General features: G+C 57.5%; 20 protein-coding genes and 5 tRNA genes. 14 read left to right on the top strand and 11 right to left on the bottom strand.

The genetic code is table 11. The annotated features are described in order from the left end of the window. Positions 1-124 precede the first annotated feature (124 nt). Entirely contained in the window at positions 125-2,209 is a 2,085-nt protein-coding gene (locus SH139x_RS26215; RefSeq protein ID WP_488352690.1) for a putative bifunctional diguanylate cyclase/phosphodiesterase, read from the top strand. On the opposite strand, the gene SH139x_RS26210 is transcribed toward SH139x_RS26215, so the two are convergent. From SH139x_RS26210 to SH139x_RS26165, 10 genes are all read right to left on the bottom strand, one after another. Beyond that, complete coding sequence (locus SH139x_RS26210) at positions 2,115-3,446, bottom strand: N-succinylarginine dihydrolase (protein WP_488352689.1); 1,332 nt, start codon at positions 3,444-3,446, stop codon at positions 2,115-2,117. The genes SH139x_RS26215 and SH139x_RS26210 overlap by 95 nt on opposite strands. Beyond that, the gene (locus SH139x_RS26205; RefSeq protein WP_488352688.1) at positions 3,418-4,905 is read right to left on the bottom strand and encodes a succinylglutamate-semialdehyde dehydrogenase; all 1,488 of its coding nucleotides are present in this window, start codon (positions 4,903-4,905) and stop codon (positions 3,418-3,420) included. The genes SH139x_RS26210 and SH139x_RS26205 overlap by 29 nt, the downstream gene beginning before the upstream one ends. Before the next feature lie 9 nt (positions 4,906-4,914). Beyond that, a complete protein-coding gene (locus tag SH139x_RS26200) occupies positions 4,915-5,937 on the bottom strand; it encodes an arginine N-succinyltransferase (protein WP_488352687.1) in 1,023 nt (340 codons plus the stop codon). Between the two features lie 13 nt (positions 5,938-5,950). Continuing rightward, the gene (locus SH139x_RS26195) at positions 5,951-7,378 is read right to left on the bottom strand and encodes a class-III pyridoxal-phosphate-dependent aminotransferase (RefSeq protein WP_488352686.1); all 1,428 of its coding nucleotides are present in this window, start codon (positions 7,376-7,378) and stop codon (positions 5,951-5,953) included. 9 nt (positions 7,379-7,387) lie between these two features. Beyond that, complete coding sequence (locus SH139x_RS26190) at positions 7,388-8,236, bottom strand: amidohydrolase family protein (RefSeq protein WP_488352685.1); 849 nt, start codon at positions 8,234-8,236, stop codon at positions 7,388-7,390. A gap of 39 nt (positions 8,237-8,275) precedes the next feature. Continuing rightward, positions 8,276-9,541, bottom strand: coding sequence for a hydrolase (locus SH139x_RS26185; protein ID WP_488352684.1), 1,266 nt, complete (start codon positions 9,539-9,541; stop codon positions 8,276-8,278). A 66-nt stretch (positions 9,542-9,607) separates the two neighbouring features. Continuing rightward, positions 9,608-10,597 (bottom strand): type II secretion system F family protein, encoded by a 990-nt coding sequence (locus tag SH139x_RS26180; RefSeq protein WP_488352683.1) that lies wholly within the window; start codon positions 10,595-10,597, stop codon positions 9,608-9,610. 12 nt (positions 10,598-10,609) lie between these two features. Continuing rightward, positions 10,610-11,572, bottom strand: a complete 963-nt coding sequence (locus tag SH139x_RS26175; protein WP_488352682.1) for a type II secretion system F family protein — start codon at positions 11,570-11,572, stop codon at positions 10,610-10,612. Positions 11,573-11,712: 140 nt separating this feature from the next. Continuing rightward, the gene (locus SH139x_RS26170) at positions 11,713-13,035 is read right to left on the bottom strand and encodes a TadA family conjugal transfer-associated ATPase (RefSeq protein ID WP_488352681.1); all 1,323 of its coding nucleotides are present in this window, start codon (positions 13,033-13,035) and stop codon (positions 11,713-11,715) included. A 130-nt stretch (positions 13,036-13,165) separates the two neighbouring features. Beyond that, complete coding sequence (locus tag SH139x_RS26165; protein ID WP_488352680.1) at positions 13,166-14,551, bottom strand: L-serine ammonia-lyase; 1,386 nt, start codon at positions 14,549-14,551, stop codon at positions 13,166-13,168. 218 nt (positions 14,552-14,769) lie between these two features. Between SH139x_RS26165 and SH139x_RS26160 the strand changes: the two genes are divergently transcribed. Continuing rightward, a complete protein-coding gene (locus SH139x_RS26160; RefSeq protein WP_488352679.1) occupies positions 14,770-16,629 on the top strand; it encodes a DEAD/DEAH box helicase in 1,860 nt (619 codons plus the stop codon). Between the two features lie 191 nt (positions 16,630-16,820). Beyond that, positions 16,821-17,258 carry a hypothetical protein gene (locus SH139x_RS26155; RefSeq protein ID WP_488352678.1) on the top strand — a complete coding sequence of 146 codons (438 nt, stop codon included), beginning with the start codon at positions 16,821-16,823 and terminating at the stop codon, positions 17,256-17,258. A gap of 43 nt (positions 17,259-17,301) precedes the next feature. On the opposite strand, the gene SH139x_RS26150 is transcribed toward SH139x_RS26155, so the two are convergent. Continuing rightward, a complete protein-coding gene (locus tag SH139x_RS26150; protein ID WP_488352677.1) occupies positions 17,302-17,514 on the bottom strand; it encodes an RNA-binding S4 domain-containing protein in 213 nt (70 codons plus the stop codon). 98 nt (positions 17,515-17,612) lie between these two features. Here SH139x_RS26150 and SH139x_RS26145 point away from each other — a divergent pair, with 98 nt between their 5' ends. From SH139x_RS26145 to nusG, 11 genes are all read left to right on the top strand, one after another. After that, a complete protein-coding gene (locus SH139x_RS26145; RefSeq protein WP_488352676.1) occupies positions 17,613-20,219 on the top strand; it encodes a PSD1 and planctomycete cytochrome C domain-containing protein in 2,607 nt (868 codons plus the stop codon). 89 nt (positions 20,220-20,308) lie between these two features. After that, positions 20,309-21,685: a DUF1501 domain-containing protein gene (locus SH139x_RS26140; RefSeq protein ID WP_488356097.1), complete on the top strand. Its 1,377-nt coding sequence runs from the start codon at positions 20,309-20,311 to the stop codon at positions 21,683-21,685. A gap of 66 nt (positions 21,686-21,751) precedes the next feature. After that, positions 21,752-22,219 (top strand): ribonuclease HI, encoded by a 468-nt coding sequence (rnhA, locus tag SH139x_RS26135; protein WP_488352675.1) that lies wholly within the window; start codon positions 21,752-21,754, stop codon positions 22,217-22,219. A gap of 195 nt (positions 22,220-22,414) precedes the next feature. Continuing rightward, positions 22,415-22,487: transfer RNA gene (locus SH139x_RS26130), tRNA-Thr, on the top strand. 202 nt (positions 22,488-22,689) lie between these two features. Next, positions 22,690-22,771: transfer RNA gene (locus SH139x_RS26125), tRNA-Tyr, on the top strand. Positions 22,772-22,792: 21 nt separating this feature from the next. After that, a tRNA-Gly gene (locus SH139x_RS26120) sits at positions 22,793-22,863 on the top strand. Between the two features lie 41 nt (positions 22,864-22,904). After that, positions 22,905-22,977, top strand: a tRNA-Thr gene (locus tag SH139x_RS26115). Between the two features lie 190 nt (positions 22,978-23,167). Beyond that, positions 23,168-24,364: an elongation factor Tu gene (gene tuf, locus SH139x_RS26110; RefSeq protein WP_488352674.1), complete on the top strand. Its 1,197-nt coding sequence runs from the start codon at positions 23,168-23,170 to the stop codon at positions 24,362-24,364. A 112-nt stretch (positions 24,365-24,476) separates the two neighbouring features. Then, positions 24,477-24,549: transfer RNA gene (locus tag SH139x_RS26105), tRNA-Trp, on the top strand. A gap of 102 nt (positions 24,550-24,651) precedes the next feature. Beyond that, a complete protein-coding gene (gene secE / locus SH139x_RS26100) occupies positions 24,652-25,092 on the top strand; it encodes a preprotein translocase subunit SecE (protein WP_488352673.1) in 441 nt (146 codons plus the stop codon). Between the two features lie 38 nt (positions 25,093-25,130). Continuing rightward, positions 25,131-25,907 (top strand): transcription termination/antitermination protein NusG, encoded by a 777-nt coding sequence (gene nusG / locus SH139x_RS26095; RefSeq protein ID WP_488352672.1) that lies wholly within the window; start codon positions 25,131-25,133, stop codon positions 25,905-25,907. Positions 25,908-25,967 lie beyond the last annotated feature (60 nt).

Genomic DNA, 25,967 nt, shown 5'->3' with positions numbered 1-25,967 from the left:
CAAAGTGGGGGCGTCTGGTAAAACCTCCTAGCTTGGCATTTCGCGGCGAGTCATTCTTGATGCGTTTGAACAGTCTTGACAACATGATTGACGCGGCATCAGGCGATCTCATCGGGGGCCGCCGATGAGTGGTAATTGGCCCACCTCACGCGCTGCGATTATCGATCCACAGCCAAGCGTTCATCAGACGTTCCACCGTATTTTCGCGGAACATGCCGTGCAAGCGGCGATCGCCGTCGATGCCTCGATCGCTTTCTCGACGCACTTTGATGAGTTTGCCAGCTATCTGTTGCCGGGTGCGGGGCGCAGGCACCAACCGTTCGTGTTGAACCATGCCTACGATGGAAATCAAGCGACCGAACTAATCGAAGCGGCAGCGTCGGCCGAACAGCGGTTTGGCCTCGCCTTCATTGGCCATGCGCCGGCGGAAAATCATGACGCCCTCAAGATCTCCCAAGAGTTGTGGCGGATCGATCCCAATATTCAAATCGTGATCTGCCTGGCCGAAGCCCAAACGGAGTGGCCCGAGTTGGCGCATTCGATGCCTCACGCGGATCAGTTGTTGCTATTGCGAAAACCGCTGCATCGCATCGAAGTGGCTCAAATGGCGTTAGCTCAATCGGCTCGCTGGCGAACCACGATGGAGGTTCGCGAGCATATTTGGCGTTTGCAGAGTGAACTCGATCGGCGGTTGGAGACGGAGGCCAAACTGCGACGTGATGCCGAGCAGGATGCGCTCACGAAACTTCCCAACCGCGTCGTTTTATTGCAGCGTCTCGATGAGATTCTTCGCCGCTATGAACGGGGTGAACATTCGATTGACGCGGTGTTGTTCATGGATTTGGACAATTTCAAAGTGATTAACGACACGCTCGGTCACGCCGCCGGTGACGAATTGTTAAACCAAGTCGCCAACCGCTTGCGAACCTCGGTTCGCAATGGCGACGGTGGTCGCGGACGTACCGAAACGGTGCGTCTTGGTGGAGATGAATTCGTCGTGCTGCTCGAACAACTCAGCTCGCCCGAAGATGCAGTCGCCGTTGCCAAACGTATCGTCGACCGTGTCGCCGAGCCGTTTCGGATTGACGAACGAACGGTCCATGTCGGTTCCAGTATCGGCGTGGCATTTGTCGACTCAGCAGATGCCAGCGGCGAATGTTTGCTGCAGAATGCCGATACGGCGATGTATCGCGCCAAACTTTCCGGCAAAGGTCAAGTCGCCGTCTATGACCGCGATATGCATGAAGACATCAGCGCCCGGATCGCAATGGAAAACGCGCTGCGAAACGCGATTGCCAACCAGCACCTCGATGTCCTCTACCAACCGGGGCTCAGTCTTCACGACGGGGAAGTACGATCGCTGGAAGCCCTGTTGCGATGGAAAATGAATGACTTGCATTCCATTCCACCGTCGCGATTTATTCCCTTGGCGGAAGAATTGGGTCTGATCACCGAAATTGGCTATTGGGCTATCGATCGGGCCACCAAGCAGTTGGCCCCACTGTTAACCAGACGCGGCTATGACGCCAAACCACCAACAACGCTCAACTTCAACCTTTCTTATCATCAGTTATGGGAAAGTGATTTTGAGAAGCGAGTCGGGGAGATCTTAAAAGCGAATGACTTCCCCCGCGAGTTACTAAAACTGGAGATTACCGAAGAGATTGCCATGCGACAACCGACCGAAACGGCGCGGCGGTTGTATGAATTGCATATGGCCGGATTTGGCATCTGCATGGACGACTTTGGCGCGGGGCACTCTTCGCTGGCATTTTTTCATCAATTCCCGATTGAAGCGGTTAAAATCGACCGCGCGTTTGTTGGCTCCATCGCTGGTAACAGTTCGCACCAAGCGATCGTGGAAGCTGTCGTGCAATTAGCACACAGCCTGAACGCGACCGTGGTGGCTGAGGGACTGGAGTCACTCGAACAAGTCCAACAATTGAAATCGATGGGTTGCGACTACGGGCAAGGCTACTGCTTTGCTCCGCCGCTGCCGTTCGCGGAAATTGAGCGGATACTCCAATCACCGGCCGATGCGTATCCCTGGGCCGAAGTCAGTAAAGCATTCTTGGCGGCTCCAGCTAGTTTTGAGAAACCGGCTGCCAAACCGCTCAATCGAGTTCCAGCCCCAACTCATGATGAATCTCGCGGACTACCTCCAGAGCTTCCTTGGCAAACTCTGAATCCCTCAGGTCTGCCGCGGTAACCTCAGCGCGGTAGCTCGAACTAATTAAGCGACGGAGGCGCTCGCCCCGTTGTGGCGTCCAAAAGACTCCCGCTGGCAGTCGCGTTAACTGGTCGGAAGTCAGCGGCACTCGCAAACGCAAGCAGGCTGGTCCCCCACCGTTACTCATGCTCTCACGCAGGTCCACAAAGCGGACGTCGTGAATCGGGTTCTCGGTCGTTAACAGCCAATCAATCACCTGTTCCGCGACGGCCAATTCTTGACATTGCAGCGGGCTCACAAGGGTAAGCTGGCCAAGCGAGTTGGGAATCAATTGACTGTTGAACAAATAGCTCTCCATTGCCGCTGATAAACTCAAACGGGCGGCAGGAATACGGATCAAAACAAGAGGTTGGCCATGCTCGGCGGTGAACTGGCGTTGCAATCGCGCCAATTCCTGATCCGCATCGAGAAATGCAAATTCATGATAAAGCAAGATATTGGCGTGACTAGTTGCGACGACGTCATTATGAAACGCGCCGGCATCAATCGCCGCGGGATGTTGGCGGAGCAAGTAGGTTCGCGATTGGGGCAAACGATGCCGGCGGGCAATGGCTGCGACCGCATCAAGGCTTTGGCGAGCAATGAACCTACCACCCGTCGCTGCTCCGCCGCCGTGCACGAAAAGATGGTGCCCGCCAGCTCCCGTCGGAGCAGATAATCGCATGTGATTGGCGGCCCCTTCATCGCGGAAGGCAAATCCACCTGGCAACGGGGCATGGACTAAGTAGTCTTGGTCGGCGGAAAAGATCTGTGAAAAGACTGCCTCGGTGCGACTCGGTTCGAGGCTGCGATGCGGGCTGCTGGAAAGATTGCTGATGGTAAAATGAGTGTTACCATCCAAGGTATCGGCGGCGGGGGCGACCGTTGCCGCGTTGGCTGTCCACATCGCCGAAGCGCTCCAGGCGGCCGCCAATATATGAGGCGCCGTTTCCGCCGCTTCGGCCAAGATCTCCGCAGCGGTTCCTCGAAAGCCAAGGCTGGCTAGCCAGTTTAAGTCGGGTCGCGGTTGCGGTGGCAGCAGCGCGGCGCGCATGCTCGCCGGGTCGGCCAACTCCATCACCGCCGCGACTTTGGCCAATCCACAGAGTGCCGCGGCGCGGGGATGGCTGACTTGACCGGCGTGGGATAGCGAGGCCACGTTTCCAACCCCCAAACCACCAAAGTGATGCGTGGGGCCCACGATGCCATCAAAGTTGCATTCGATCAAACGACTCATTGGGCTTGCCCTCAGCGAGTAGGCTGGCAACTGGGTCACTGCAGGCATCGATCGCCCAGTATCCAACCGGACGATGGTTGCCGCTATCGCCCAATCCGCCGAACGGCAAACGGCCGCTGGCTCCGGTGGTTTGCCGATTCCAATTAATCACACCGGCGCGAACCTGTTGTCGAAACTGTTGAAACTGTTTCGCGTCGCCGCCGATCAAAGCGGCTGCCAGACCAAACCGCGTATCATTAGCTAATTGAATCGCTGCTTCGAAATCGGGTACGCGGTGGACTTGTAGCAGCGGGCCGAAATGCTCTTCGTCCTGGGAAACCGCAGCCGCGGTCATGTCGATCAGGCCTGGGTGCAAGAGTGCTTGACTGCGGGCATCACGGCGCAATTCGACCAACACTTGCCCGCCATGCTGGGCAAACGCCCGCTGCGCCGCGAGCATTCCCTCCGCCGCGGCCGGTGAAATCAGCGGTCCGATGAACGGTTCAGGATCGTCTCCCGGCAAACCAACGCGGAGACGCTTCACCCGATCAATCAAGGTCTCGAGCAGCGCATCGCTCCAAGTGTCATCGAGCAAGATCAAGCGTCGGGCGCAGGTGCAGCGTTGACCGGCCGTGACGTAGGCGCTGGCCACGATCATTCCTGCAATCTGGGACAAGTCGGCGACCAGCCCATCTGGATCAGGCAGCACGAGCAACGGGTTGTTACCTCCCATCTCCAACGTTAACAACACGTCGGTTCGCCCGGCCAGTCGGCGATGAATCGCGCGCCCGGCTCGCAGGCTGCCGGTGAACATGACGGCGTCAAGTTGGGGAGAATCAATCGCCCACTCGGCCACTTCGCGACCCCCTTGCAACAGGTTGACCACTCCGGCGGGCAGGCCAGCTTGTTGCCAAGCATCAACCAGCCACTCACCCACGGCGGGAGTCAGTTCGCTGGGTTTGAATACGATGGTGTTACCCGCCAACAGGGCGGGGATCATTTGGCCGCCCGGCAGGTGCGCGGGAAAGTTATAAGGTCCCAACACCAACACCACACCCAGCGGTCGATAGGCCACTTCGGCCGTCGCTTCGCCGACCATCGTCTGCAGCGGAGCGCGACGTTCGCCGGCGGCTTGGATGGAGAGTTCGACTTTGGCGATGCAGGTTGCCACTTCGCCCTGGCACTCCCACAGCGGCTTGCCTGTTTCGCGACTGATCAGATCGGCCAGCTCGTCTTGAGCGTCGCGGAGAATCGTTTCGTAACGACGAACGATCGCGGTTCGCTGTTCGCTGCTGGTCCCCGCCCAGCCGGTTGCCTTATCGGTTGCCGCCGCGGTGGCAGCTTGCATGGCCTGCTCGACTTGCGACTCGGTCGCTAGCCGGCCCCGCCACACGACCGTTTGGTCAGCCGGATTCAAGCTGCTTAACTCGGGGCCCTGGCCGGCAACTTTTTGCCCAGCAATGCGAAGTGAAGGGGTCACGATGAAAACCTAGCTTGTGGGATATGGGGTCAGGGTCCAAACTTGGTCACCCACTTTAACACCCAGGGCGAGCGCCGTGGACGTTTCGATCACGCAGCCTCCCTGTTCGTCAACCAACACGGGAGCTAGCACGGCAGCGAACCCACCAAACATAGAAGCAAGGATTTGCGAGTCTGCCTCGAGATGCCGTTCGACCGCGGTGACCGTTCCCGCACGACAGCGTTGCACCGCGGCCAAAGAAGCAATGGCGCACTCCAGGGTCGGGCCGCCATCAAAAATATCGACCAGTTCGGTTTCTAAAAATCCTTCAGCCCGCAGCAGCGCTAAGGCCGGTTCCGTCTCCGGATGCACGCGTCCGATCGTGTCCCGCGCGGCTTCGGAGAGCAACGGCAGATAGATCGGATATTCCGGGTTCAACTGTTCGATGAATGTCTTTGAAATCGTCGACATCGCATCGGCGAGGGGAAAATCGCAACAATAGAACTTGCGACCCAAGGCTTCCCAAAACGGGCTGTTACCTTGGTTGTCACTGACGCCTCGCATTTGCGCGATGACCCGATCGGAAAAGCGTTGCGGGCGTTGAGCCAGTAGGGCAAAACGTGATAGCGAGAGCAAGCGTCCGCGGCCGTGACCACGAAACTCGGGCAGTAAAAACAGACTGCCGATCTCCGAGGGGCCGTCATGGATCCGCTGTAAGTGCAACGACTCGAGCGTGTGCTCCAGCCCCAATTGCGAACAGACTCGCAACGATTTAACCCGGCGATAAGCGTAGACTGGCTCATAGCCGCCCGTTTTTGCCATCACACCGGAAAGGCCAATCAACTTGGATGAACTCAAATCCTCCATGACCAAGACGTAAGGCTCGCCGGCGGGACGTTCGCTGCGGCGATGAAAAGCAAACACGCTCCGTTCCACACGTTCGTGCAAGCGTATCCGATCGATTTGCAAGCTGGTTAAACCATGGTCAGCTTGACGTGTCAACTCAAAGAGCGCATCGACGTCTTCGATCCGCACCGCGCGCACTACTTCCATTCTCAGTCGCCCGTTATGAAGGATTAGCCTGGCTCAGTCGCACCAGACAGCGACGCAGGATTTCAATTGCCGAATCAAGATGCGCTTCATTGGTGGCGGCTGGGGGAGGCAAAATTCGCACTCGCGCGGGGTCACCCCCACAAAGAAAACCGATCAAGCCTTCTTCGTACATGATATCCACCGTCTGCTTTGCCAACTCCCATGATCCGTCGCCCATGGTCCAGGCGATCATCATACCAATTCCGTATGGTCCGTGGATGAGACCGGGAAACTCGTTGGCCAGTCCGGCCAACTTGTCAACAAAATATTGGTGCAGCCGCATGTTGCTGCCGTCCGCGCCGAAACAGCCTTGGTCCTCGAGCGTGTCGAGGACAGCCAGGCCGGCGGCGATCGAGCTGGAAGCCCCCGTAAACGTTTGACTCAGAATCGGTGCCTGAGGTTTCATCGATGTTCGATAGAGCGTCGCGCAGACTTGAGTGATCTTGCCAACAGTCACGACATCGGCCCATTGGTCGAGCTGAAAGTGCTGAAAAGCAAAGGATGTGCTCAAGCGGGCAAACGACTGGACTTCATCAAAGATAATCGGAATCTCTGCTTCTCTAAGCAGCGGGCAGAGGGCTGCGAAAAAGTCATGGCTGCCGGGATAGTAACCACCTTCGCCAGCCACCGGTTCCGCCCAGAAGGCGGCATGCTGGCCGGGATAACGTTCCAGCAAACGCCGCAAAGCGTCAACCGCCCAGCGAGTGCTGCGCTGCGGGTTATGGGGATCCCGGTAAGGCAGATAATCTACCGCCAGAGTGAGTGGCAATCCGGCGCGATATTTCGCTCGGTCGGTGAGCGCGGCTAAGGCTAATGAACGGCCGGCGAAGGCATTGTCGAAGGCGATCACGCGAGTCGCCGGCGCGCGATGGTGGAAGGCTAACTTAAGCGCATTCTCATTGGCCATCGCCCCGCTGGTGCTGAGCAAACAATGATCCAATTCCGCTCCGCCGGCGGTGGCTAATTTTAACAATCGTTGGCACAGCCGCAGGCTGGGTGGATGTTGCTGCAGGTTGCCCTGCATCAAGGTGTCTTCCAAAGCGGCATCGATCGAGGCGGCCAGCATGCGGGGATGACTGTGCCCCAAGCCGTGCACACCAATGCCGCCGATAAAATCCAGCTTGACGCTGCCGTCGACCAATTCGACCCACGGCCCATTGCCCAAGCCGGCTGCCAAGTAGGGAAAGACAGGAGCCCCACCGCGAGCTTCACCCAGTTGCTGCAGCAGATCATTTAAATACGACTGACGAAATGCATCCGCCGGTTTGACACCGTTGAGATGCGCCGCGTGGTCGGCCAACACTTCGGCTAGCAATTGCTTGGCGCGAGCCACTCGCGGATCGTTCCGCATCGCCTCGGCGTGCAATAGTCGGCTGGTGTCTGATTCGAGTTGTTGATCCATTTCGTGTTCCTACACGCGGGGTGTCAATTGATACCAATGTTCCGCGGTTCCCGCCCAAAATCGAGCCCGCTCGGTGGTCGACAGAGTTTGCGCCAAAGCTTCCACGGTCGACACCCATTGATCGTAACGCGAACGCAATAAGCAGACCGGCCAGTCGCTGCCAAACATGAGACGCTCTGGGCCAAACGCCTCCAGCGCCACATCCCAGTACGGCTGAAGTTGCTCAACGGACCAATTCGTGGCTTGGATTTCAGTCACCACACCAGAGAACTTGCAAGCCACGTTAGGGCGTTTGGCGAGCTGTCTGAGGTTCTCGGCCCAATTAGTATCGAATGCGGGCGGTTCGATCGTCGGCTTGGCGATATGATCGAGCACGAATCGCTGGTTGGGATGCCGATCCACCAAAGCCACTGCGGGAGGCAGCTGGCGGGCGTAAATCAAGATGTCATAAACCAGATCGTAACGTTGCAGCAGGGCCACCCCTTGGCTGAAATCATTCCGCAACATAAACCGCTCGTCGGGCTCGTCCTGGATCACGTGTCGCACTCCCTTGAGCAGCGGTTGGCGTGATAAGCGATCGAGCAGAGGGCACAGTTTATCTTCGTTTTGCGCGAGCGGAACCCAACCGACGACACCCCAGATCTGCTTGTGCTGGGCGGCCAACTCCAACAACCACTGAGTCTCCTCGACCGACTGCCGCGCTTGCACCGAAATCACCCCCTCAACGCCACTTTGCGTGAGCTCTGGTTGCAGCGCTGCCATGGTGAAGTCGCGTTTTAACGTGGACATCGAGTCATCGATCCAAGCGTACTCCTTGGCATCAAAATTCCAAAAATGGTGATGACTATCAATTCGCATCGCGACGACGGGGGTTTTGAGAGAAGAGGACAGCGACGGTTAGGCCGCTTTGTTGCTGAGAGCATATTGGTGGAGCAGCGTGATGACCAGTTGTGTTGCCGGCACCAACGAATCGAGATCAACCCATTCATCGGGCGAATGCAGGCAATCGCCCCCAGGTCCAAATGTGTCGACGTTGGTCAAACCGGCTGCCGCCAGCTTGCTGCCGTCACAGGATCCCCCCGTGTCACGCCAGTTGATTTCTCGACCCAAAGTGTGGGCCGCCGTCTCAATCCGAGCACGCAGCGCGTCAAAGGCCGGTGTAATCACCTTGGGAGGAGATTGAAAACCGCCGGAAAGTTCCACTTGATAATCCGCATCCGCATGATGTCTGCTAATGATTTCTTCAATTTGATGTTGCAGTGAGCGCTGCGCGTTGGCATCGACAACGCGGGCGTTGAAACGTCCCACAGCCAGATCGGGAACTCGATTCAGCGCTGACCCACCCCGCACCCGAGCCACGTTAACGGTTGTCCCCGTGGCAGCGCTGCCGTCAGTCCCCGTGGCATCGCCACCGGCAGGCTGCAGGGCGGTTGTCCCACAGTTCAATCCATCAATCTCGGCCAGGATCTTACACAATTTGACCACCGCGTTGCGGCCAGCCGACGGATTGCGGCCGGCGTGTGCGGAGCGGCCTCGCACCACAATCGTCATGTTTCCCGAACCTTTGCGAGCCGCCACAAACGACCCGTCGGGCAGCGTCGGTTCAAAAAGCATACCAAACTGGAAATGCTCCGCCTGCTCGCGCATCCAAGCGGTGGTCGCCGGCGAGCCGATCTCCTCATCCGGATTGGCCACCGCAGTCCACCCAATGCCATCGTCCAAACCAAAGCGACGAGCAGCCGCCAGGGCTTCGAGCATTACCAACAAGCCTCCTTTGGCATCGGCCACACCGGGGCCGACCAGCCGTCCAGGGGCAATCAGGCTGGTTTTTTGCGGCTGGGAATCAACCGGATAGACCGTGTCGTAATGAATCATCAATAACACTCGCCGGGATGCTTCCAAGTCGTGGTCCCAGCGAATCAGGTCACCCGTATGCTGTTGATAAGAAACTCCATCATCCCCCACCGTGGTGAAGGGAGGTGTCGGGGAACGCCGCGGTCCGCCACCCAGTTGTTCATAATCTCGGCACAGCAGATCGGCCATCTCCGCCAACCCGATCAATTGATCAGAACCACTGTTCTGATCACACCAAGTCTGCAACCGCCGCACCATGGCGTCACGCCGCGTTTCCAAATACCGCAGTGCGGCGTCTAGCTTTGACATCAGTTCGCTTCCCCAAACATCCGTTACCAGCGACTCCGCCAAAGCATGTCAGGCCAGCTTTTGCCGCTACATGGTCAACAGATTATTAATCATCGTGATCGCTGCCGGTCCCACCAATACCACAAAGATACCGGGGAAGATGAATAGGACCAGCGGGAAGATCAATTTAACTGCTGTTTTAGCCGCTTTTTCTTCCGCGATCTGCCGGCGAGCGATTCGCATCGAGTCACTCTGCACTCGCAAGGCTTGACCGATCGAGCTACCGAAGCGGTCCGCTTGGATCAGGATCGATGCCAATTGCCGCAAATCGTCGACACCACTTCGATAACCGAGCGCCTGGAGGACTTCTTCACGCGTCCGCCCCAGCTGCATCTGAGCGTTGGCGACACCGAACTCCTCAGCGATTTCGGGATACGACTTTTTCAACTCCTCGGCCACTTTACGCATCGCTTGATCCAAGCCTAGACCGGCTTCGACGCACACGACCATCAAGTCCAAGGAGTCTGGCAGCGAAAGAAAGATCGCTTCTTTTCGCTTCTTGATTAAAAATCCCAAGACAAACTCGGGAATAAAGTAAGCCACACCACCGCCGATCAACACGCGGATCACCAGTCCGGTCTCGAAACCAACGGTTAATAGTCCCACCACGCCGCCGGCGAACAGGCCAAAGCAGGCGACAATTAACTGCAAGCCTTTAAAGACCACCGGAGCCGACTCGCGGCGGAAACCGCCGTGCATCAAACGCTCACGCAGTTTACCTAGTTCTTTTTCATTTTTCGGCTTTACCGTGCCCGCCAGCGGATTGGTGGCCCGCTCCAACACGGCGGTGAAGGCTTCCGACTTTTTGCGTTCTTTGTCCAGCGTCTGCTGCTCGGATTGCACGTCGGCCCGACGACGAGGATTTCGCAACTCTTCCAGCCGCGCCTCGGCACGCGGTTGATCCTCGCCGCTCAATCGCGTTACGACCAAGTAGGCGAAGATCGAGATGCAGATCGCCGCCGCGATGGGCGCCAACCACATCATCAATTGAGCGTTTTCCATTGCCAATAATAACATGCCATCCTCTCCTTAAACTTTGATCGTGATAATTTTGCGGATGGACAAGGCGCCGATCAACTGCGTGACCAGGGCGAACACCAACATCTTGCGCCCCAGCGGTTCGGTGAACAGCATCATGATGTAGTCTTTATTCAAATACAGCATCACCAAGAACAGCACGGGGGGGAGTGCCAGCAGTACGATACCGCTCAACCTGCCCTCACCCGTCAGAGCCTGAACTTGTCCCAAAATCTGTAATCGCTCGCGAACCAAATGCCCGATTTTGTCAAGGATTTCCGCCAAGTCACCACCGGTGGTTCGTTGCAAAACAACCGCCGTGGCGAAAAAGCGAATGTCCATGTTGGGAATGCGATCAGCCATATCGGTGAGCGCTTCTTCGAGCGGAATACCGAGGTTCTGCTCCTCAAAGACTCGTCCAAATTCGCGAGCCAAAGGGTCTTGCATTTCAGTGGCGACCAAGTGAAAACCGGCACCCAACGAGTGTCCGCTGCGGAGCGAACGGGATAGCAGTTCTAAAGCGCTGGGGATTTGTTTGCCGAACGTGTTCAAACGACTCTTGCGCTTAAACGATAACCAGCCAATTGGCAGCCCGGTCAACAACAAGCCTCCCAGCGGTGCCAACAGGTTAGGCACCGGGGCGACGATCATGGCGATCAAACCGACCACGAAGCAACCACCACAGATTGCCAAAAACTGACCCGGCGTGATCTTTACGTCGGCCTGATCCAAGCGGGCGCTAAGCTTGGGCGTCGAACCCAAAACTTTATTCATCCAATTCTTAGTATCATCCATCCCGCTGCCGACCAACAGGGAACGCACTTCTTCGTTGGCGGCCCCTTTGGAGCTTTTTCTACCAGCTAAGGTTTGCAACCGATCTTCAGCCGCGGTGGCGTCATTCGGCAGCAACGTCATCGCAAAGTAGCCGAACAACGCGGCGACTGCGACTGCGCCTGAAATGATGATTATCCACATGGTGCTAAACTTCCCTAAAAACCCTGTTGATTGCGACTTGGTTGGCTTTAGCCGCTTTGGCGCTAGCCACGGTTCACTTTGGTTGTTGGATAGGTTCTCGATAACCGGCAACGGGGGACAATAGTTACCAGTATGCAATACTAAGCTTGCATCATAATCCGCTCGCGGAAGGCGCTGCTTGGCAAACGCACGCCAGCCGACTCTAACTTTTTCATAAACGTTGGCCGCACCCCGGTACACTCAAAGTGACCGTGTGCTTTGCCTTTTTCATCAATACCTTCTTGGTTGAACTTATAAATATCTTGCAGCACCACCGTGTCCTGCTCCATACCAACCACTTCCGTAATTGCCGTGACCCGCCGCGGACCACCTTGCAAGCGGTTGGCTTGGATCAGCACATCAACGGCACCCGAGATTTGGGATCGAATTGCCTTCATGGGCATTTCGAAGCCAGCCATCATCACCAAGACTTCCAGTCGTCCTATGGCATCGCGGGGGGTGTTCGCGTGAATCGTGGTCAACGAACCATCGTGACCGGTATTCATAGCCTGCAGCATGTCGAGCGTTTCACCGCCACGACACTCACCGATGATGATTCGCTCGGGACGCATCCGCAGAGCGTTTCGCACCAAGTCGGTAGCGGTTACCGCACCGGCACCTTCAATGTTCGGCGGGCGTGTTTCCAGCCGCACCACGTGGTCTTGCTGCAGTTGCAATTCGGCCGCGTCTTCGATCGTTACGATTCGGTCTTCATGCGAGATGAAACTACTGAGCGTGTTGAGTAGCGTCGTTTTACCGGAGCCCGTACCACCGGCAATGACCATATTTAAGCGGGCCTTGATACAGCCCTCCAGCAGCATCACCATTTCGGGCGTAAAAGCACGATAGTTCAGCAGGTCTTCCAGCTTAAGTGGATTGGAACCAAAGCGACGAATGGAGACTGCGGCACCATCGAGAGCCAGCGGGGGAATAATCGCGTTCACACGCGAGCCATCTTCCAATCGCGCGTCGACCATCGGGCAAGTCTCATCGACTCGCCGTCCGACTTTGGAGACAATCCGATCGATAATTTGCAGCAAATGCTTATTGTCACGGAATTCGACATCCGTGCGCTGCATTTGTCCGCCCCGTTCCACATAAATATTTTTGGGGCCGTTGATCAAAATATCGCTGATCGTGGCATCCTTGAGCAGCAATTCAAGGGGCCCGAGACCAAAGGTTTCATCGAGCACCTCGTCGACAATTTTGTCGCGTTCCTGCCGATTCAGCAGCGTGTCTTCGGCATCGCAAAGATGCTCGACAACCATTCGGATTTCGCGTCGCAGCACATCGCCTTTGAGGTCACCAACTCGCGACAGGTCGAGTTTGTCGACCAGCCGACCGTGGATGCGACGTTTGATCAATTCGAATTGTTCATGTCGATTCGCGGCCTCACCGCGAACTGAGGGGGCTGTGGTGCGCATGGTTTAAACTTGACATCCGATGGTGAGTTTTGTCCCCGTGCAGGGGCAGTCCTCGCAACCATAGCTCACCAAACATGCGCACGCCGACCCGCTTTTTCAAAACAAGTGGAATAGGCTTCCAGTATCACAGCTAACACTCTGGCAAGCCGACGTGCAGAGCCAAGCCACCGAGACTGGTCTCTTTGTACTGCTTAGCCATATCAACACCGGTTTGTCGCATGGTATCGATCACACCATCTAGCGCGACTCGATGCGTCCCGTCGCCATACAGCACAGCCAAGCGGGCAGCGTTGACCGCTTTCACCGCGCCGATGGCGTTGCGTTCAATGCAGGGCACCTGGACCAGCCCGCCGATCGGATCGCAAGTCATCCCCAGGTGGTGTTCCATGGCAATTTCGGCAGCGTTTTCAATTTGCCGCGGAGTGCCCCCCATGGCCTCAGCCAATCCGGCCGCCGCCATGCTGCTGGCGACCCCCACTTCGCCTTGGCAGCCGACCTCGGCAGCCGAGAGGCTAGCGTTATGTTTGTAGAGCGAGCCGATGGCTGTGGCGGTGAGCAGAAAGCGGCGGATACCTTCCTGAGATGCTTCTTCGAAGAACTTTTCGTAGTAAGCCAACACGGCTGGAATCACCCCGGCGGCCCCGTTGGTGGGCGCCGTGACGACGCGATGGCCGGCGGCATTTTCCTCATTAACGGCTAACGCAAACAGGCTCAGCCAATCAATTCCCTCCAGTCCATCGGGACGAGCTTCATCGTCGAGTCGTTGTCGAATCGCGGCCGCTCGGCGTTGCACCCGCAAGCCGCCGGGAAGCTCCCCCGAAGCTTGACAACCACGTTCGATCGAAGCTCGCATCGCCTGCCAGATCGCATCGATCCCGCGGTTTGTCTCTGTCTCGTCTCGCCAAGACAATTCATTGGCGGCCGCCACTTGGCAGATCCTCAATCCTTCACGGCTGCAGATCGTGAGCAGTTCGCTGGCGGACTTAAAAGGAAAGCGGAGCGGCCGCAGAGGTGGCCGGTCGCCGGTCTGTCCGCTAGCCGCCTCCACCTCGCTGACCACGAACCCGCCCCCCACTGAGTAATAAGTTTCTTCGCAGAGCGGCGCGCCGCTGAGATCGAAAGCCCGCAGCCGGAGCGCGTTGGGATGCCGCGGCAGCGCTTCGTCGCAGTGCCAACGTAAATGTTCTTGATCGGCGAAGGGAATCGAATGCTCACCGGCGAGTAATAATTGTCCCGACGTGAAAACTTCTCCGGGAAGGGTGCTGACAATTTCGCTCGGAACACTTTCCGGGACGTAGCCGGACAAACCCAGCACCACGGCGCGATCGGTAGCGTGACCGCGGCCCGTCAAAGCCAGTGAGCCGTAGAGGTCGACCTGCACTCGGCTGATACTCGAAAGATCGATCGATTGCGACTGGAGCAACCGCAAGAACTGGCCAGCGGCCCGCATTGGCCCCACCGTATGGCTGCTCGACGGTCCAATTCCAAGTTTAAATAAATCGAAAACGCTGAACATCGAAAGTCACCGGGGCTTGTGCGAATGGGGTGTTAGAAATGCATAGGGGGGCAGCAAAATCGTGTCCAGCCGGGCAAAATAAAGCGACTGTTGGTGTTAGTCAGGTGAAAAACGTTGTTAAAGTCGGTAATCGGGCAATTTCGCATCTATCGACAAGTACGGAGTTAGGTTAGTCTTTTTCACTTCTGATGAATTGACAAATCTTCGCCGGGAACCGAATGCCCACTTTTTTATTGCATGATCAGCCCGCTCAGGCTGAGCAGACCAGTGCTGCTGAAACCAACAGTCCAGTGATTCCTGCCCCCACCGCACTCACTTTTAATGATTTTGACCTCCACCCGGCAGTGGAAGCCGCGGTCGTCGCCGCCGGATATGTCCAGCCGAGCGATGTGCAAGCTCAAGTCATTCCCGAGATGTTGGCTGGCCGCGACATTTTGGCCCAATCGCAAACCGGTTCGGGAAAAACAGCCGCTTTTGCCCTCCCAGCCCTGTCCCGCATGGACAGCAATTTGCGAGCACCGCAAGTGCTGGTGTTGACGCCCACGCGTGAGTTGGCCATCCAAGTCGCCGCCTCCTTTGAGACCTATGGTAAGGATCTCAAGTCGCTGCGAGTAGCTACCATCTATGGTGGCCAAGGCTACGACACGCAACTCAGCCAGTTAAAGCACGGCAGTCAGATTGTCGTCGGCACGCCGGGACGGTTGATCGACCACCTGAAACGTGGCACGCTGAAACTCGACAAGCTGACCTGCTTGGTGCTGGACGAAGCTGACGAGATGCTCAACATGGGCTTCTCCGAAGATGTCCGGTACGTGCTGGACCAATGCCCGGCCGAGCGTCAAGTGGCACTGTTCTCAGCCACCATGCCGGCACCGATTCGGAAAATTGCTCAGCAGTACTTGAATGACCCGGCGCGGGTTTCGATCACCGCTGGAGGTACCTCGGCCGCATCTATTCGCCAGCGCGCCGTGTTCGTCGCTGCTCGCGATAAGATTGAAGTCTTGGCTCGCTTTCTCGAGTTCGAAACCACCGACGGCGTCATCGTCTTTACGAAAACGAAAGATGCCACCGTGAGCGTGGCCGAGCAACTCAATCGCTTGGGACTCTCCGCCGTCGCCCTCAACGGTGACATGCCGCAAAAGAATCGTGAACGTACGATCGAGCGATTCAAAGCGGGCGATCTGGACGTGCTGGTCGCCACCGACGTGGCGGCTCGCGGACTTGACGTCTCCCGCGTGAGCCATGTGTTTAACTTTGACTTGCCCCACGACCCGCAATCGTACGTGCACCGCATCGGCCGCACCGGACGTGCCGGACGCAGCGGGGAAGCGATCATTTTTGTCGGTCATTCGCAGCGCAGCAAATTGAGCTTGCTTGAAAAAACCACTGGCAAATCGATCGAAGTCGTCCGCTGCCCCTCGGCCGACGAAATCAACCAAGCCAGAATTGAGCGGTTCAAGCTCAGCATCACAAAGATGGCAGCCAGCGAAGACCTGACCCTGTTTACGCAGTTGGTGCAAGATTACGCGGAAGAATCGGGCATGCCCCTGGAACGTGTCGCCGCGGCGCTCGCCCAAATCGCCCAGCGTGGACAACCCTTTCTGGCTCGCGAAACCAGCTCCAAGCCACGACGTGAATACGAAGGCAACAGCCCGCGAGAGAGCTACGGCTCAAAACCACGCGGCAAATTTGCTGAAAAACGGACCGGCCCCCCCCGCGATGGGATGCAACGCTATCGCATCGAAGTCGGTTACCGCGATGGAGTTAAACCGGGCAATATCGTCGGTGCGATTGCCAACGAAGCTGGAATCGACGGCAAAGCTATCGGCCCCATCTCGATTCACAGCGCGTTTAGTACCATTGACCTCCCCGCCGGTATGCCAGCAGCTATTTTCAACACGCTGCGAAACACTCGCGTGGCAGGCAAACAACTGCGTCTAAGCCAAGGCGAACAAGGCGAGCAGGGAACGCCCGACGGCAAAGGCAAACGCATCAAACAATCGCAGGTCAAACGCAGCGCAGCCGCGCCTCACGCCGGCAAGGTCAAGAAGCGAAAGAACAAGGTCAAGCCGAGCTAGAGTGGCTGGCAGCTGCGTCGCTAGCACTGGCGACACAGCTTGCGGGCGATGTAGCTTGACTGGGTACGTCGATTGCAGGTGAGAGCGAGAGCGTCGAGTTCGGTAGTGAAGAATGGCGTTGGTGGTAACAGTCATCGCTGCACTATCAAACTCGGCTCCCAATCTCACTTCGTCTGTACCCAAGGAGTTCTTTGACGCTCAACAAATTCGTGCTGACTCTAGCCACCTGCTTGGTCATCGTCTGCAGCGCAAATGGTGCCGAGGCCTTTTTTGGCCATTGCTTTCATCGCGGCCGCAGCGGCTGTCAACCCTGCCATCAACGTTCGATGCGAACCGTTTGTCAACCGCGCGCCTCAATGTGCCAACCACAGATGGCTCAGCATCACGTCTATTCTGGCAATCAAGCTTACGGCACCCAAGCTTACGGCAACGTAATGTACAGTCAGCCAGTTTCGCAGCCAGTCGTCGGCTCTGGGTGCGTAAATTGCGGGACCAGCGGCAGCATGCAAAGTGGCTACCGGGCGTCAGTCGGCGGGCAAATGGGCGGCCAGAGCTATCTCCGCTATCCAGCCGGCAGCGGTGGGCAGCGAAGCTACAGTCCGGTTGGTAACCTGCCAATTGGGCTGTAGTTGCCAGGTCGGCTTATCAATACGGTTCGTCTCAATACGCTTATCAATACGGTTCATCGTTGGAAACCGTAAATGATTCGCCCAACAGCTCAACCACATCACCGAGCTTCAATTGCCGCCGGCGGCGTGTTTCGATCTCGCCATTTACTCGCACCTCGCCGGCTTGAATTAAAATTTTGGCTTGCCCTCCGGTGCCCACGACACCGCAAAATTTGAGGAAATCCGCTAGCCGGATCGTGGTCGACTGTTCTTCCATGGGCATTTCTCCGCCTGGTTTGCTAGAATGGAGCACTCAGTCTTCAAGGATTCTCCCTCCCGATCCTTGCGTTGTCCCTCACAACGGAGTCCAAATCAATGCCCCCAGCAGTGAACTTGCGATTGAAATTCGGCAAGTCGGTCCGCCTCAGCGTCAGCTGCTTGTTGGCGATACTGGTCGCTGCGGGACTCGGCAACGACCGTGCCGCCGACGCTGCCTCGCAGGCTGCCGAGGTGCCCACGGAGGAGGCTGCGGAAGCGAGCCCGCAGGCAGTTGCTGCTGAAGCAGGTCAGCAAGCCGGCGCGGAGCGGCAAATCGCTCCAGACGCGCTCCGTTTTTTTGAAAATAAGATTCGGCCGGTGCTAATCGAAAAGTGCTACGAGTGCCATGCGAGTTCAGCGAACAGCGTGCGCGGCGGGCTGCTGGTCGATAGCCGCCAAGGCTTATTGCGGGGCGGGGACAGTGGTCCGGCGGTGGTTCCTGGCCGACCGGCAGAAAGTCTATTGCTCGACGCGCTGCGGCACGAGAGTTTTGAGATGCCACCGGAAGGGCCACTGGACGACGCGGTAATTGCCGACTTTGCCAGCTGGATTGAACAGGGTGCCGCCGATCCACGAGACGCGCAGACCGCTGCGGAACCAAGCGGGCAGGCCCCGGAGTGGACAGCCGGGTTGCAAGCCGAATTGGCCGCCAAGCACTGGGCCTTCCAGTCGGTCGAACGCCCCGACGTGCCGGTGGTGCAGCGGCGTGACTGGGTGATCAATCCGATTGACCGTTTTGTCTTGGCCAATCTGGAAGCTCGCGACTGGGCCCCAGCGCCACCAGCCGATCCACGGACGCTGGTTCGCCGCGTCACCTTTGACTTGACCGGTCTGCCGCCAACTCCCGCTGAAATCGAGGCCTATTTACGCGACCAACGGCCGCAGCGGTACGCTTTGCTGGTCGACCGCCTGCTGGCCTCACCGGCGTACGGCGAACGCTGGGCGCGGCATTGGCTCGATTGTGTCCGCTATGCCGACAGCAACGGGGCTGACGAAAATCACGCCATGCCGAACGCTTGGCGATATCGTGATTGGGTGATTGCGGCTTTCAATCAGGATCTGCCTTACGACGCTTTTCTAACGCATCAGTTGGCCGGTGATTTATTGCCAGTGCCGGAAGACGAAGTGGCCGCCGGTCAGTTGCTAACGGCCACCGGAATGTTGGTGATTGGCCCAAAGATGTTGGCTGAGCAAGATAAAGCTAAGATGCGAATCGATATTGTTGACGAGCAGATCGACACCGTCACCCGCAGCGTGCTGGGGCTGACGGTGGCGTGTGCCCGCTGTCACGATCACAAATTTGATCCCCTGCCGACTGAGGACTACTACGCCTTGGCCGGAATTTTTTCCAGCACGCGGACGATGGCTGACGAGGCTTTTGTCTCCAATTGGCTGGAACGCCCGCTGCCGTCGGCGGAGATTGATCGACAAATCGTGCAGCACGCGGCCAAGCTGTCGAAAGTCAAAGCCCAACAAACAGAGCTGGTCGAGCAAGCCAACCAGCGAGTCATGGAGAGCAAGCAGTTGACGGAACTGCCGGCCGACGTGGCCCAGCATTACGACACGGAAACCAAGAGCCGCTTGGAGGCATTGGGCAAGGAGCTTGAGCTGCTGGAGAACTCGAAACCAAAACACGCAACGGCGATGGCGGTCGAGGAAGCCAAGCCGATCGACATCCCAGTGCACATCCGCGGCAATCACTTGCGAACTGCCCAGCAGCCGACCCCGCGGGGCGCCCCCAGTTGCTTGCAGCTCGACACCCGCTGTGATGCAATCCCGGCCGACAGCAGCGGTCGATTGCAGTTGGCCCAGTGGCTGACTGCGCCCGCCCATCCGCTGACCGCTCGCGTGATGGTCAATCGAATTTGGATGTGGCATTTTGGGGAGGGCTTGGTGCGTTCCCCTTCAAACTTTGGCTTGCGAGGCGAACTGCCAACGCATCCCGCATTGCTCGACTGGCTGGCCCACGAGTGGATGCACAGCGGCTGGTCAATGAAAGATTTACACCGCATGATTTTGACCAGCAACACCTACCAAATGAGCAGCAGCGAGCGGGCGTACGCGGACCAAGACCCAGAAAATCGCTTGCTGTGGCGACAATTTCGCAGGCGGCTCGAGATTGAGCCACTCCGCGATACGCTGCTGACGCTGGCCGGCGAGCTGCAGCGCCGACCGCCAACGGGAACTGTCACTGCCGACATGCGACATCGCACCGTGTATGTGAACATCAACCGCGCCGCCCTGGACGAAATGTTCTCCACGTTTGACTACGTCGATCCGGCCAGCCACATCGCCCAGCGGCCCGTCACGACCGTGCCGCATCAAGCGTTGTTCATGATGAATCATCCCGTGGTGCACCGCGCTGCCAAGCATTTGGCCGCGGTGGTCGTCGCTCGGCAAGCTGACAAAGCGGCGGCGACCACAGCAGGCGCGGTGACCACAGCAGGCGAGGGAATCGACTGGCTCTGGCAAACTGTTTATTGCAGACCACCCAGCGCCCTGGAACGCCGCCACGCTGCCGAGTTTCTCAGCGATTCGCTGGGCCAAGCGAACGGAACTGGTCAAGCAAGCGGAACTGGCCAGCAGGCGAGCGCTTCGCCAGCGGCTTGGGAGAGTCTGGCGCGGGCGTTGTTGGCCGGCAACGAATTCACTTATCTGGATTAGGAAGCACGATGGCGATCAATCATCAATTGGACAACCGGCATTTGGAAAATCCTCAGGCATGCGGTGGGTCGACTGTGTCGCGGCGGGCGATGTTTCGCGGATTTGGCTGCGGGTTGGCCGGCTTGGCGCTTTCCGACTTGCTCGTCCGCAGTCACGCGGCTGCTGGGGAAACGTTGCGGTCGCCGCATTTCCAGCCCCGTGCCAAGCGGGTCATTTTCCTTTTCATGCATGGCGGGCCATCGCACGTCGACACCTTTGACTACAAGCCACAGTTGATCGCCCGCGACGGCAAGCCGTTACCATTCGAGAAGCCGCGAATCCAATTTGCTCAGACGGGCAATTTGCTTCGCAGCCCTTGGGAATTTCGTCAGTACGGTGAAACGGGGAGCTGGGTCAGCGACCTGTTTCCAAACGTAGCCCAGCACGTCGACGATTTGGCCATGATCAAATCGCTACACGGTTCAAACGAAGCCCACGGCGGCGCGCTGCTTAAGATCCACACCGGCTCGGACACCTTCGTGCGACCCAGCATGGGGTCTTGGATCAGTTACGGGCTGGGAACGGAAAACGAAAATCTACCCAGCTTCATCACCATCAATCCCACCCTCGGCCATGGTGGTGTACGCAACTTCGGCTCAGCCTTTTTGCCTCCGATTCATCAAGCCACGCGACTGGGCTCTTCGGGCAAACAGATCGCCGACACGCGAATTGAGAACTTGCAATCGCCAGAGGGAGTCGACGCGGCGATGCAAACGCGGCAGCTGAATTTCCTGCAGCAGTTGGCCGCTGACCGGGCTCACCAGCAAGGCTTGCCGGTCGATGATGCTTTGCAAGCCAGGCTGGCATCGTTTGAATTGGCCTTTCGCATGCAGCAGGAAGCACCCGCTTTGATGGACTTGGCGGACGAGACGCAGGCCACGCTGAAGTTATACGGGATCGGTGAACAGCCGACCGACAATTACGGTCGCGAGTGCTTGTTGGCGCGGCGTTTTTCGGAAGCGGGAGTTCGCTTTGTGCAAGCTTCGCACGCCTACTGGGACCAGCACTCGGAGCTAAAGGAAAAGCACACGGAACTGGCCAGTCAAGTCGACAAGCCGATCGCCGGTTTGCTGACAGACCTCAAGCAGCGAGGGTTGCTCGATGAGACACTGGTGATCTGGGGAGGCGAATTTGGCCGCACACCGACCGCCCAGGGCAAGAACGGCCGCGATCATAATCCGCACGCCTTTACCTGGTGGTTTGCCGGCGGAGGAGTGAAGCGGGGATTCAGCTACGGAGCTTCCGATGAATTCGGCTTCTATGCCGCCGAGGATCGCGTGCACGTCCACGACCTGCACGCCACGCTGCTGCACCTGCTAGGAATCGACCATGAACGGCTGACCTATCGCTACGGGGGTCGAGATTTTCGGCTGACCGATGTGGAGGGGCGGGTGGTCCGCGAGATCCTGGAGACGTCCGCTGTCTGATTTGATAGTCTTTAGTAACCATCCCATGAGCGGGGAATAATCAGCCAGGAACAGGGACAGAATCCATTGGGAAATCAAGCAGATTGGCCGGCGATTGAGCTATACACGGACGGAGCTTGCAGCGGAAACCCGGGCCCTGGCGGTTGGGCGTTTGTGCTCCGCGACGTCGCTACGGGGCGGGAAAAGGAAGGAAGCGGTGGTCAAGCTGGCACGACCAACAATCAAATGGAATTGATGGCCGTGATTCGCGGGCTGGAAGCGCTGCGGAGGCCTTGCCGAGTGCTGTTGTGTTCGGACAGCAAATACGTGGGCCAGGGCATGACGGAATGGATGGCTGGCTGGAAGTCCAGGGGCTGGCAGCGACGCGAGGGCAAGCAATTAAAGCCGGTCAAGAATGTCGAATTATGGCAACAGCTCGACGTCTTGATGCAGCGGCACGCGATTACCTTTAAGCATGTGAAGGGGCACAGCGGTCACGCGGAGAACGAGCGTTGTGACGAGTTGGCCGTGGCGGCTGCGAAAAAAGTCACCTGAAGGGCGTGGTTGCCAGCAGCCTGCGGGGGTCGCTGCAAAGCTGGCGCGGGGGCCTTGCCGACCATTTTGGGTGGTAAGGGTGAACATTCCCGGCCAAGAACCGTCATAAAAGCATGTGAAGCACAAAAATCTGGGTTGCTCCGTTTGCCAAGCTTGCTAAACTCTCGCACTTCTGAGCGCCCCAGGTGGGTTTGTGCCAGCGTAGCTCAGTTGGCAGAGCAACTGATTTGTAATCAGTAGGTCGTGGGTTCGAACCCCTCCGCTGGCTTTCAGTAAGGACATTTTCTGTCTTCGAGGAAGATTTTGCGCTTTTTCAGAGGATCGCAGGGTCACTTTCGGGAAGGACGCCTAGGCTACGGCGAGGCGAACGGTTACGTTTAGGATTAATTCAAAGACAAGCATCATTGAAAGACGCACTGAGAGAAGAAGATGAGTGAGGCGGTCGGCGGAATGTTGACTGTTTGTGGCTGGGGAGGTTGCCCGAGTGGTTAAAGGGGGCGGACTGTAAATCCGTTGGCTTAGCCTACACAGGTTCGAATCCTGTACCTCCCACTAATGGAACTAGCGGCGAGTGCGGGTGTAGCTCAATGGTAGAGCAACAGCCTTCCAAGCTGAAGACGAGGGTTCGATTCCCTTCACCCGCTTTGCTCACCCCCGCTTGTCGGGTCGGTGGTTTAGAAGTCATGCTGCTGTAGCTCAGTTGGTAGAGCACATCCTTGGTAAGGATGAGGTCATGGGTTCAAGTCCCATCAGCAGCTCTGTGAGAATGACAGAGGTTTTTCGGCCGTCCAATCCTTCGTTGGATGGTGGTCGACTTTTTATTTCGTCACTTTTGTGTCACTGGCGGTCCTGATTCTCGCGAGCGAGAATCTGCGGCGGTCGCGGGGTGGGTCACCTCACGGTTCAGCCAGTCCAGTTGGTTGCAGGTGCAAGTAGAGAATAGCAAACATGGCCAAAGAGGTTTTCAAGCGGACAAAGCCCCACGTCAACGTTGGTACTATCGGCCACATTGACCACGGTAAAACCACCACGACCGGCGCCATTTTGGCGGTCCAGGCAGCCAAGGGTTTGGCCCAGGCGAAAGCCTATTCGGACATTGCCAAGGGCGGTACGGTACGTGACCAAACCAAGACGGTGACCATTGCGGTGGCTCACGTCGAGTACGAGAGTGATAATCGGCACTACGCCCACATCGATTGTCCGGGGCACGCCGACTTTATCAAGAACATGATCACGGGTGCGGCCCAGATGGACGGAGCGATTTTGGTCGTTTCCGCTGCTGACGGCCCGATGCCCCAAACGAAAGAACACGTGCTTTTGGCTCGTCAGGTCGGCGTGCCTTACATCGTGGTCTTCCTCAACAAAGTCGACCTCGTTGACGATCCCGAACTGCTCGGATTGGTTGAGCTCGAAGTTCGTGAATTGCTCAGCAAGTACGACTTCCCCGGCGATGACGTCCCCGTCATCCACGGTAGTGCCTTGCCAGCTTACAACAAGCCAGCCGATCCCGATGCCAGCAAGTGCATCTCGGATTTGATGAACGCCTTGGACGAGTTCATTCCTGAGCCCGACCGCGAAGAGGATCGCCCCTTCCTGATGGCCATCGAGGACGTGTTCTCGATCGCTGGACGGGGAACGGTTGCCACCGGGCGGATCGAGCGCGGTGTTGTCAAGGTTGGTGAAGAAGTGGAGATCGTCGGCTTGGCCGAGCATTCCGCCAAAACCACCTGCACAGGCGTGGAAATGTTCCGCAAGGAAATGACCGAAGGTCGCGCAGGTGACAACGTCGGTTGCTTGCTGCGGGGCGTCAAGCGTGAAGATATCCAGCGTGGTCAAGTTTTGGCCAAGCCGGGCAGCATCACGCCGCACACCAAGTTTGAAGCCGAAGTTTACTGCTTGAGCAAAGACGAAGGTGGTCGCCACACCCCATTCTTCAGTGGCTATCGCCCGCAGTTCTATTTCCGCACCACCGACGTCACCGGAACCGCCAACTTGGTCGGTGCCGACATGTGCATGCCTGGTGACAACGTGCGAGTGACTGTGGAATTGCACAAGCCAATCGCCATGGATGATGGCGTGCGGTTCGCAATTCGCGAAGGTGGCCGGACCGTCGGTTCGGGTATTGTCACCAAGATTCTCGAGTAGTATGAATTAAAGTATCGCATTGATGCCGTGAGGCTGAAATCCAACCAGTGACGAAGCAACCTTGAGGTTAACTCTTGGCTGCTTCGTCATTCTCGGTTTCAGCCTTTGTTTCAGGGGTGTAGCTCAATTGGCAGAGCACCGGTTTCCAAAACCGGCGGTTGCGAGTTCGACTCCCGCCGCCCCTGCTGTTTTCCAACCACTTGCTAACCAGGGCTTGATGCCCCGCGTCGACAAACGGTTGGGTAGTTCATATTTTTTTTCGAATTTTTGAAGGGGAGCCGGAGCGGATGTCCAGGGATGTTGCCGGCGCAAGCCCGCCGTTGACTGCCGAACTGTTTCATGTCGGCGTCTACAAACCGAATCAAGGTCGTCTCGTACGCCAACTTACCTGTTTGGCGATTTGGGTCACCGTTGCCTTAGGCTGCTGGCGGTTAAACGTCTGGCTCGATGGTGCCTTTGGTGCGCGTACCTGGGCCGAGGTCGCCGTACCTGGCGCCCTGCTGCTCGCCGGCGGTTGGTTTGGTTTTCGGATCGTCAATTGGCCCCGCTTTGCCGATTTTTTGATCGCTGTTGAAGCGGAAATGGCGAAAGTCAGCTGGCCCGGCAAGACCGAGCTTGTGCGAGCGTCGATTGTGGTGATCTTCACCATTTTCTTCCTGGCCATGATCCTGTTCGTCTTCGACATCGCTTGGCAGGCCGTTTTCCGGGCTCTCGGAGTTACCGTCTAAAGTGCGGTCTCCCTACTCCACTCTCCCAGGACTGCCCCGTGACTGACGCCGACAACCAACGCGAAGCGATCGATGATCAAGCGATCGATCAAGATTTGCCCGATTCGCCACAAGCGGATTCCGCGGAATCAGGCTCCCAGGACGCTGATCAAGCGACATCGTCCCAGCACGACGATGATCATCAACCCGCCGTCGCTGATGCCGCCAGTCAACCTTCTGCTCCCAAAGGCGGCGGTAAAACTGCCGCCGCTCCCGCTGTGGAGTCCGAAGAGGGGCGAATGGACTGGTACATTCTGAAGGTTGCCTTTAACCGCGAAGAATCGATTCGCGATGCGTTGGCCAAACGGGTCCGCATGGAAGGCATGGAAGAATACTTCGGCGATATCGTTGTCCCCACAGAGGACTTGGTCGAGTTCACCCGGGCCGGCAAACGACGGATCGTCAAACGGAAATTGCTGCCCGGCTATCTGATGGTCAATATGATCATCAACGACGACACTTGGTTCCTCGTCCGTGAAACCGGCGGGATCAGTGATTTTACTGGAGCCGCCGGCAAGCCGATGCCAATGGACCCTGCCGATATCGAACGCTTCGTCAAGAAGCCCGAAATCGGTGAAGACGACGAAGTCCAACTTAAGACCTCCATTCCGTTTGACGTTGGAGATCGGGTTCGCGTCAAGGAAGGCAACTTCCAGAACCAAGAAGGTGAGATCGATTCGGTCGACGAAGCCAATGGGCGCATCACCGTGATCATCAACATCTTTGGTCGTTCGGTCCCCATGGAACTCGACCACTGGCAAGTCGAAGAGCTCTAGCAAGCATTCCCGGAGGGCGGGTCTCCAGGCCCGTTTTCCGGAATCGTTGGGTCTTCAGAC

The sequence above is a fragment of the Kothea flammea genome, assembly GCF_052161645.1.
Taxonomy (GTDB): Bacteria; Planctomycetota; Planctomycetia; order Pirellulales; family Pirellulaceae; genus Laterigemmans.
The sequence above is the reverse complement of the archived record's forward strand: the minus strand, read 5'-3'. Positions and strand labels throughout refer to the sequence as shown.

Bases quoted from the DNA above. Each gene is read 5' to 3' on its own strand.
- SH139x_RS26215 (WP_488352690.1), top strand. From the start codon at position 125: ATGAGTGGTAATTGGCCCACCTCACGCGCTGCGATTATCGATCCACAG.
- SH139x_RS26210 (WP_488352689.1), bottom strand. From the start codon at position 3,446: ATGAGTCGTTTGATCGAATGCAACTTTGATGGCATCGTGGGCCCCACG.
- SH139x_RS26200 (WP_488352687.1), bottom strand. From the start codon at position 5,937: ATGGAAGTAGTGCGCGCGGTGCGGATCGAAGACGTCGATGCGCTCTTT.
- SH139x_RS26195 (WP_488352686.1), bottom strand. From the start codon at position 7,378: ATGGATCAACAACTCGAATCAGACACCAGCCGACTATTGCACGCCGAG.
- SH139x_RS26190 (WP_488352685.1), bottom strand. From the start codon at position 8,236: ATGCGAATTGATAGTCATCACCATTTTTGGAATTTTGATGCCAAGGAG.
- SH139x_RS26185 (WP_488352684.1), bottom strand. From the start codon at position 9,541: ATGTCAAAGCTAGACGCCGCACTGCGGTATTTGGAAACGCGGCGTGAC.
- SH139x_RS26180 (WP_488352683.1), bottom strand. From the start codon at position 10,597: ATGTTATTATTGGCAATGGAAAACGCTCAATTGATGATGTGGTTGGCG.
- SH139x_RS26175 (WP_488352682.1), bottom strand. From the start codon at position 11,572: ATGTGGATAATCATCATTTCAGGCGCAGTCGCAGTCGCCGCGTTGTTC.
- SH139x_RS26170 (WP_488352681.1), bottom strand. From the start codon at position 13,035: ATGCGCACCACAGCCCCCTCAGTTCGCGGTGAGGCCGCGAATCGACAT.
- SH139x_RS26165 (WP_488352680.1), bottom strand. From the start codon at position 14,551: ATGTTCAGCGTTTTCGATTTATTTAAACTTGGAATTGGACCGTCGAGC.
- SH139x_RS26160 (WP_488352679.1), top strand. From the start codon at position 14,770: ATGCCCACTTTTTTATTGCATGATCAGCCCGCTCAGGCTGAGCAGACC.
- SH139x_RS26150 (WP_488352677.1), bottom strand. From the start codon at position 17,514: ATGGAAGAACAGTCGACCACGATCCGGCTAGCGGATTTCCTCAAATTT.
- SH139x_RS26145 (WP_488352676.1), top strand. From the start codon at position 17,613: ATGCCCCCAGCAGTGAACTTGCGATTGAAATTCGGCAAGTCGGTCCGC.
- SH139x_RS26140 (WP_488356097.1), top strand. From the start codon at position 20,309: ATGTTTCGCGGATTTGGCTGCGGGTTGGCCGGCTTGGCGCTTTCCGAC.
- tuf (WP_488352674.1), top strand. From the start codon at position 23,168: ATGGCCAAAGAGGTTTTCAAGCGGACAAAGCCCCACGTCAACGTTGGT.
- secE (WP_488352673.1), top strand. From the start codon at position 24,652: ATGTCCAGGGATGTTGCCGGCGCAAGCCCGCCGTTGACTGCCGAACTG.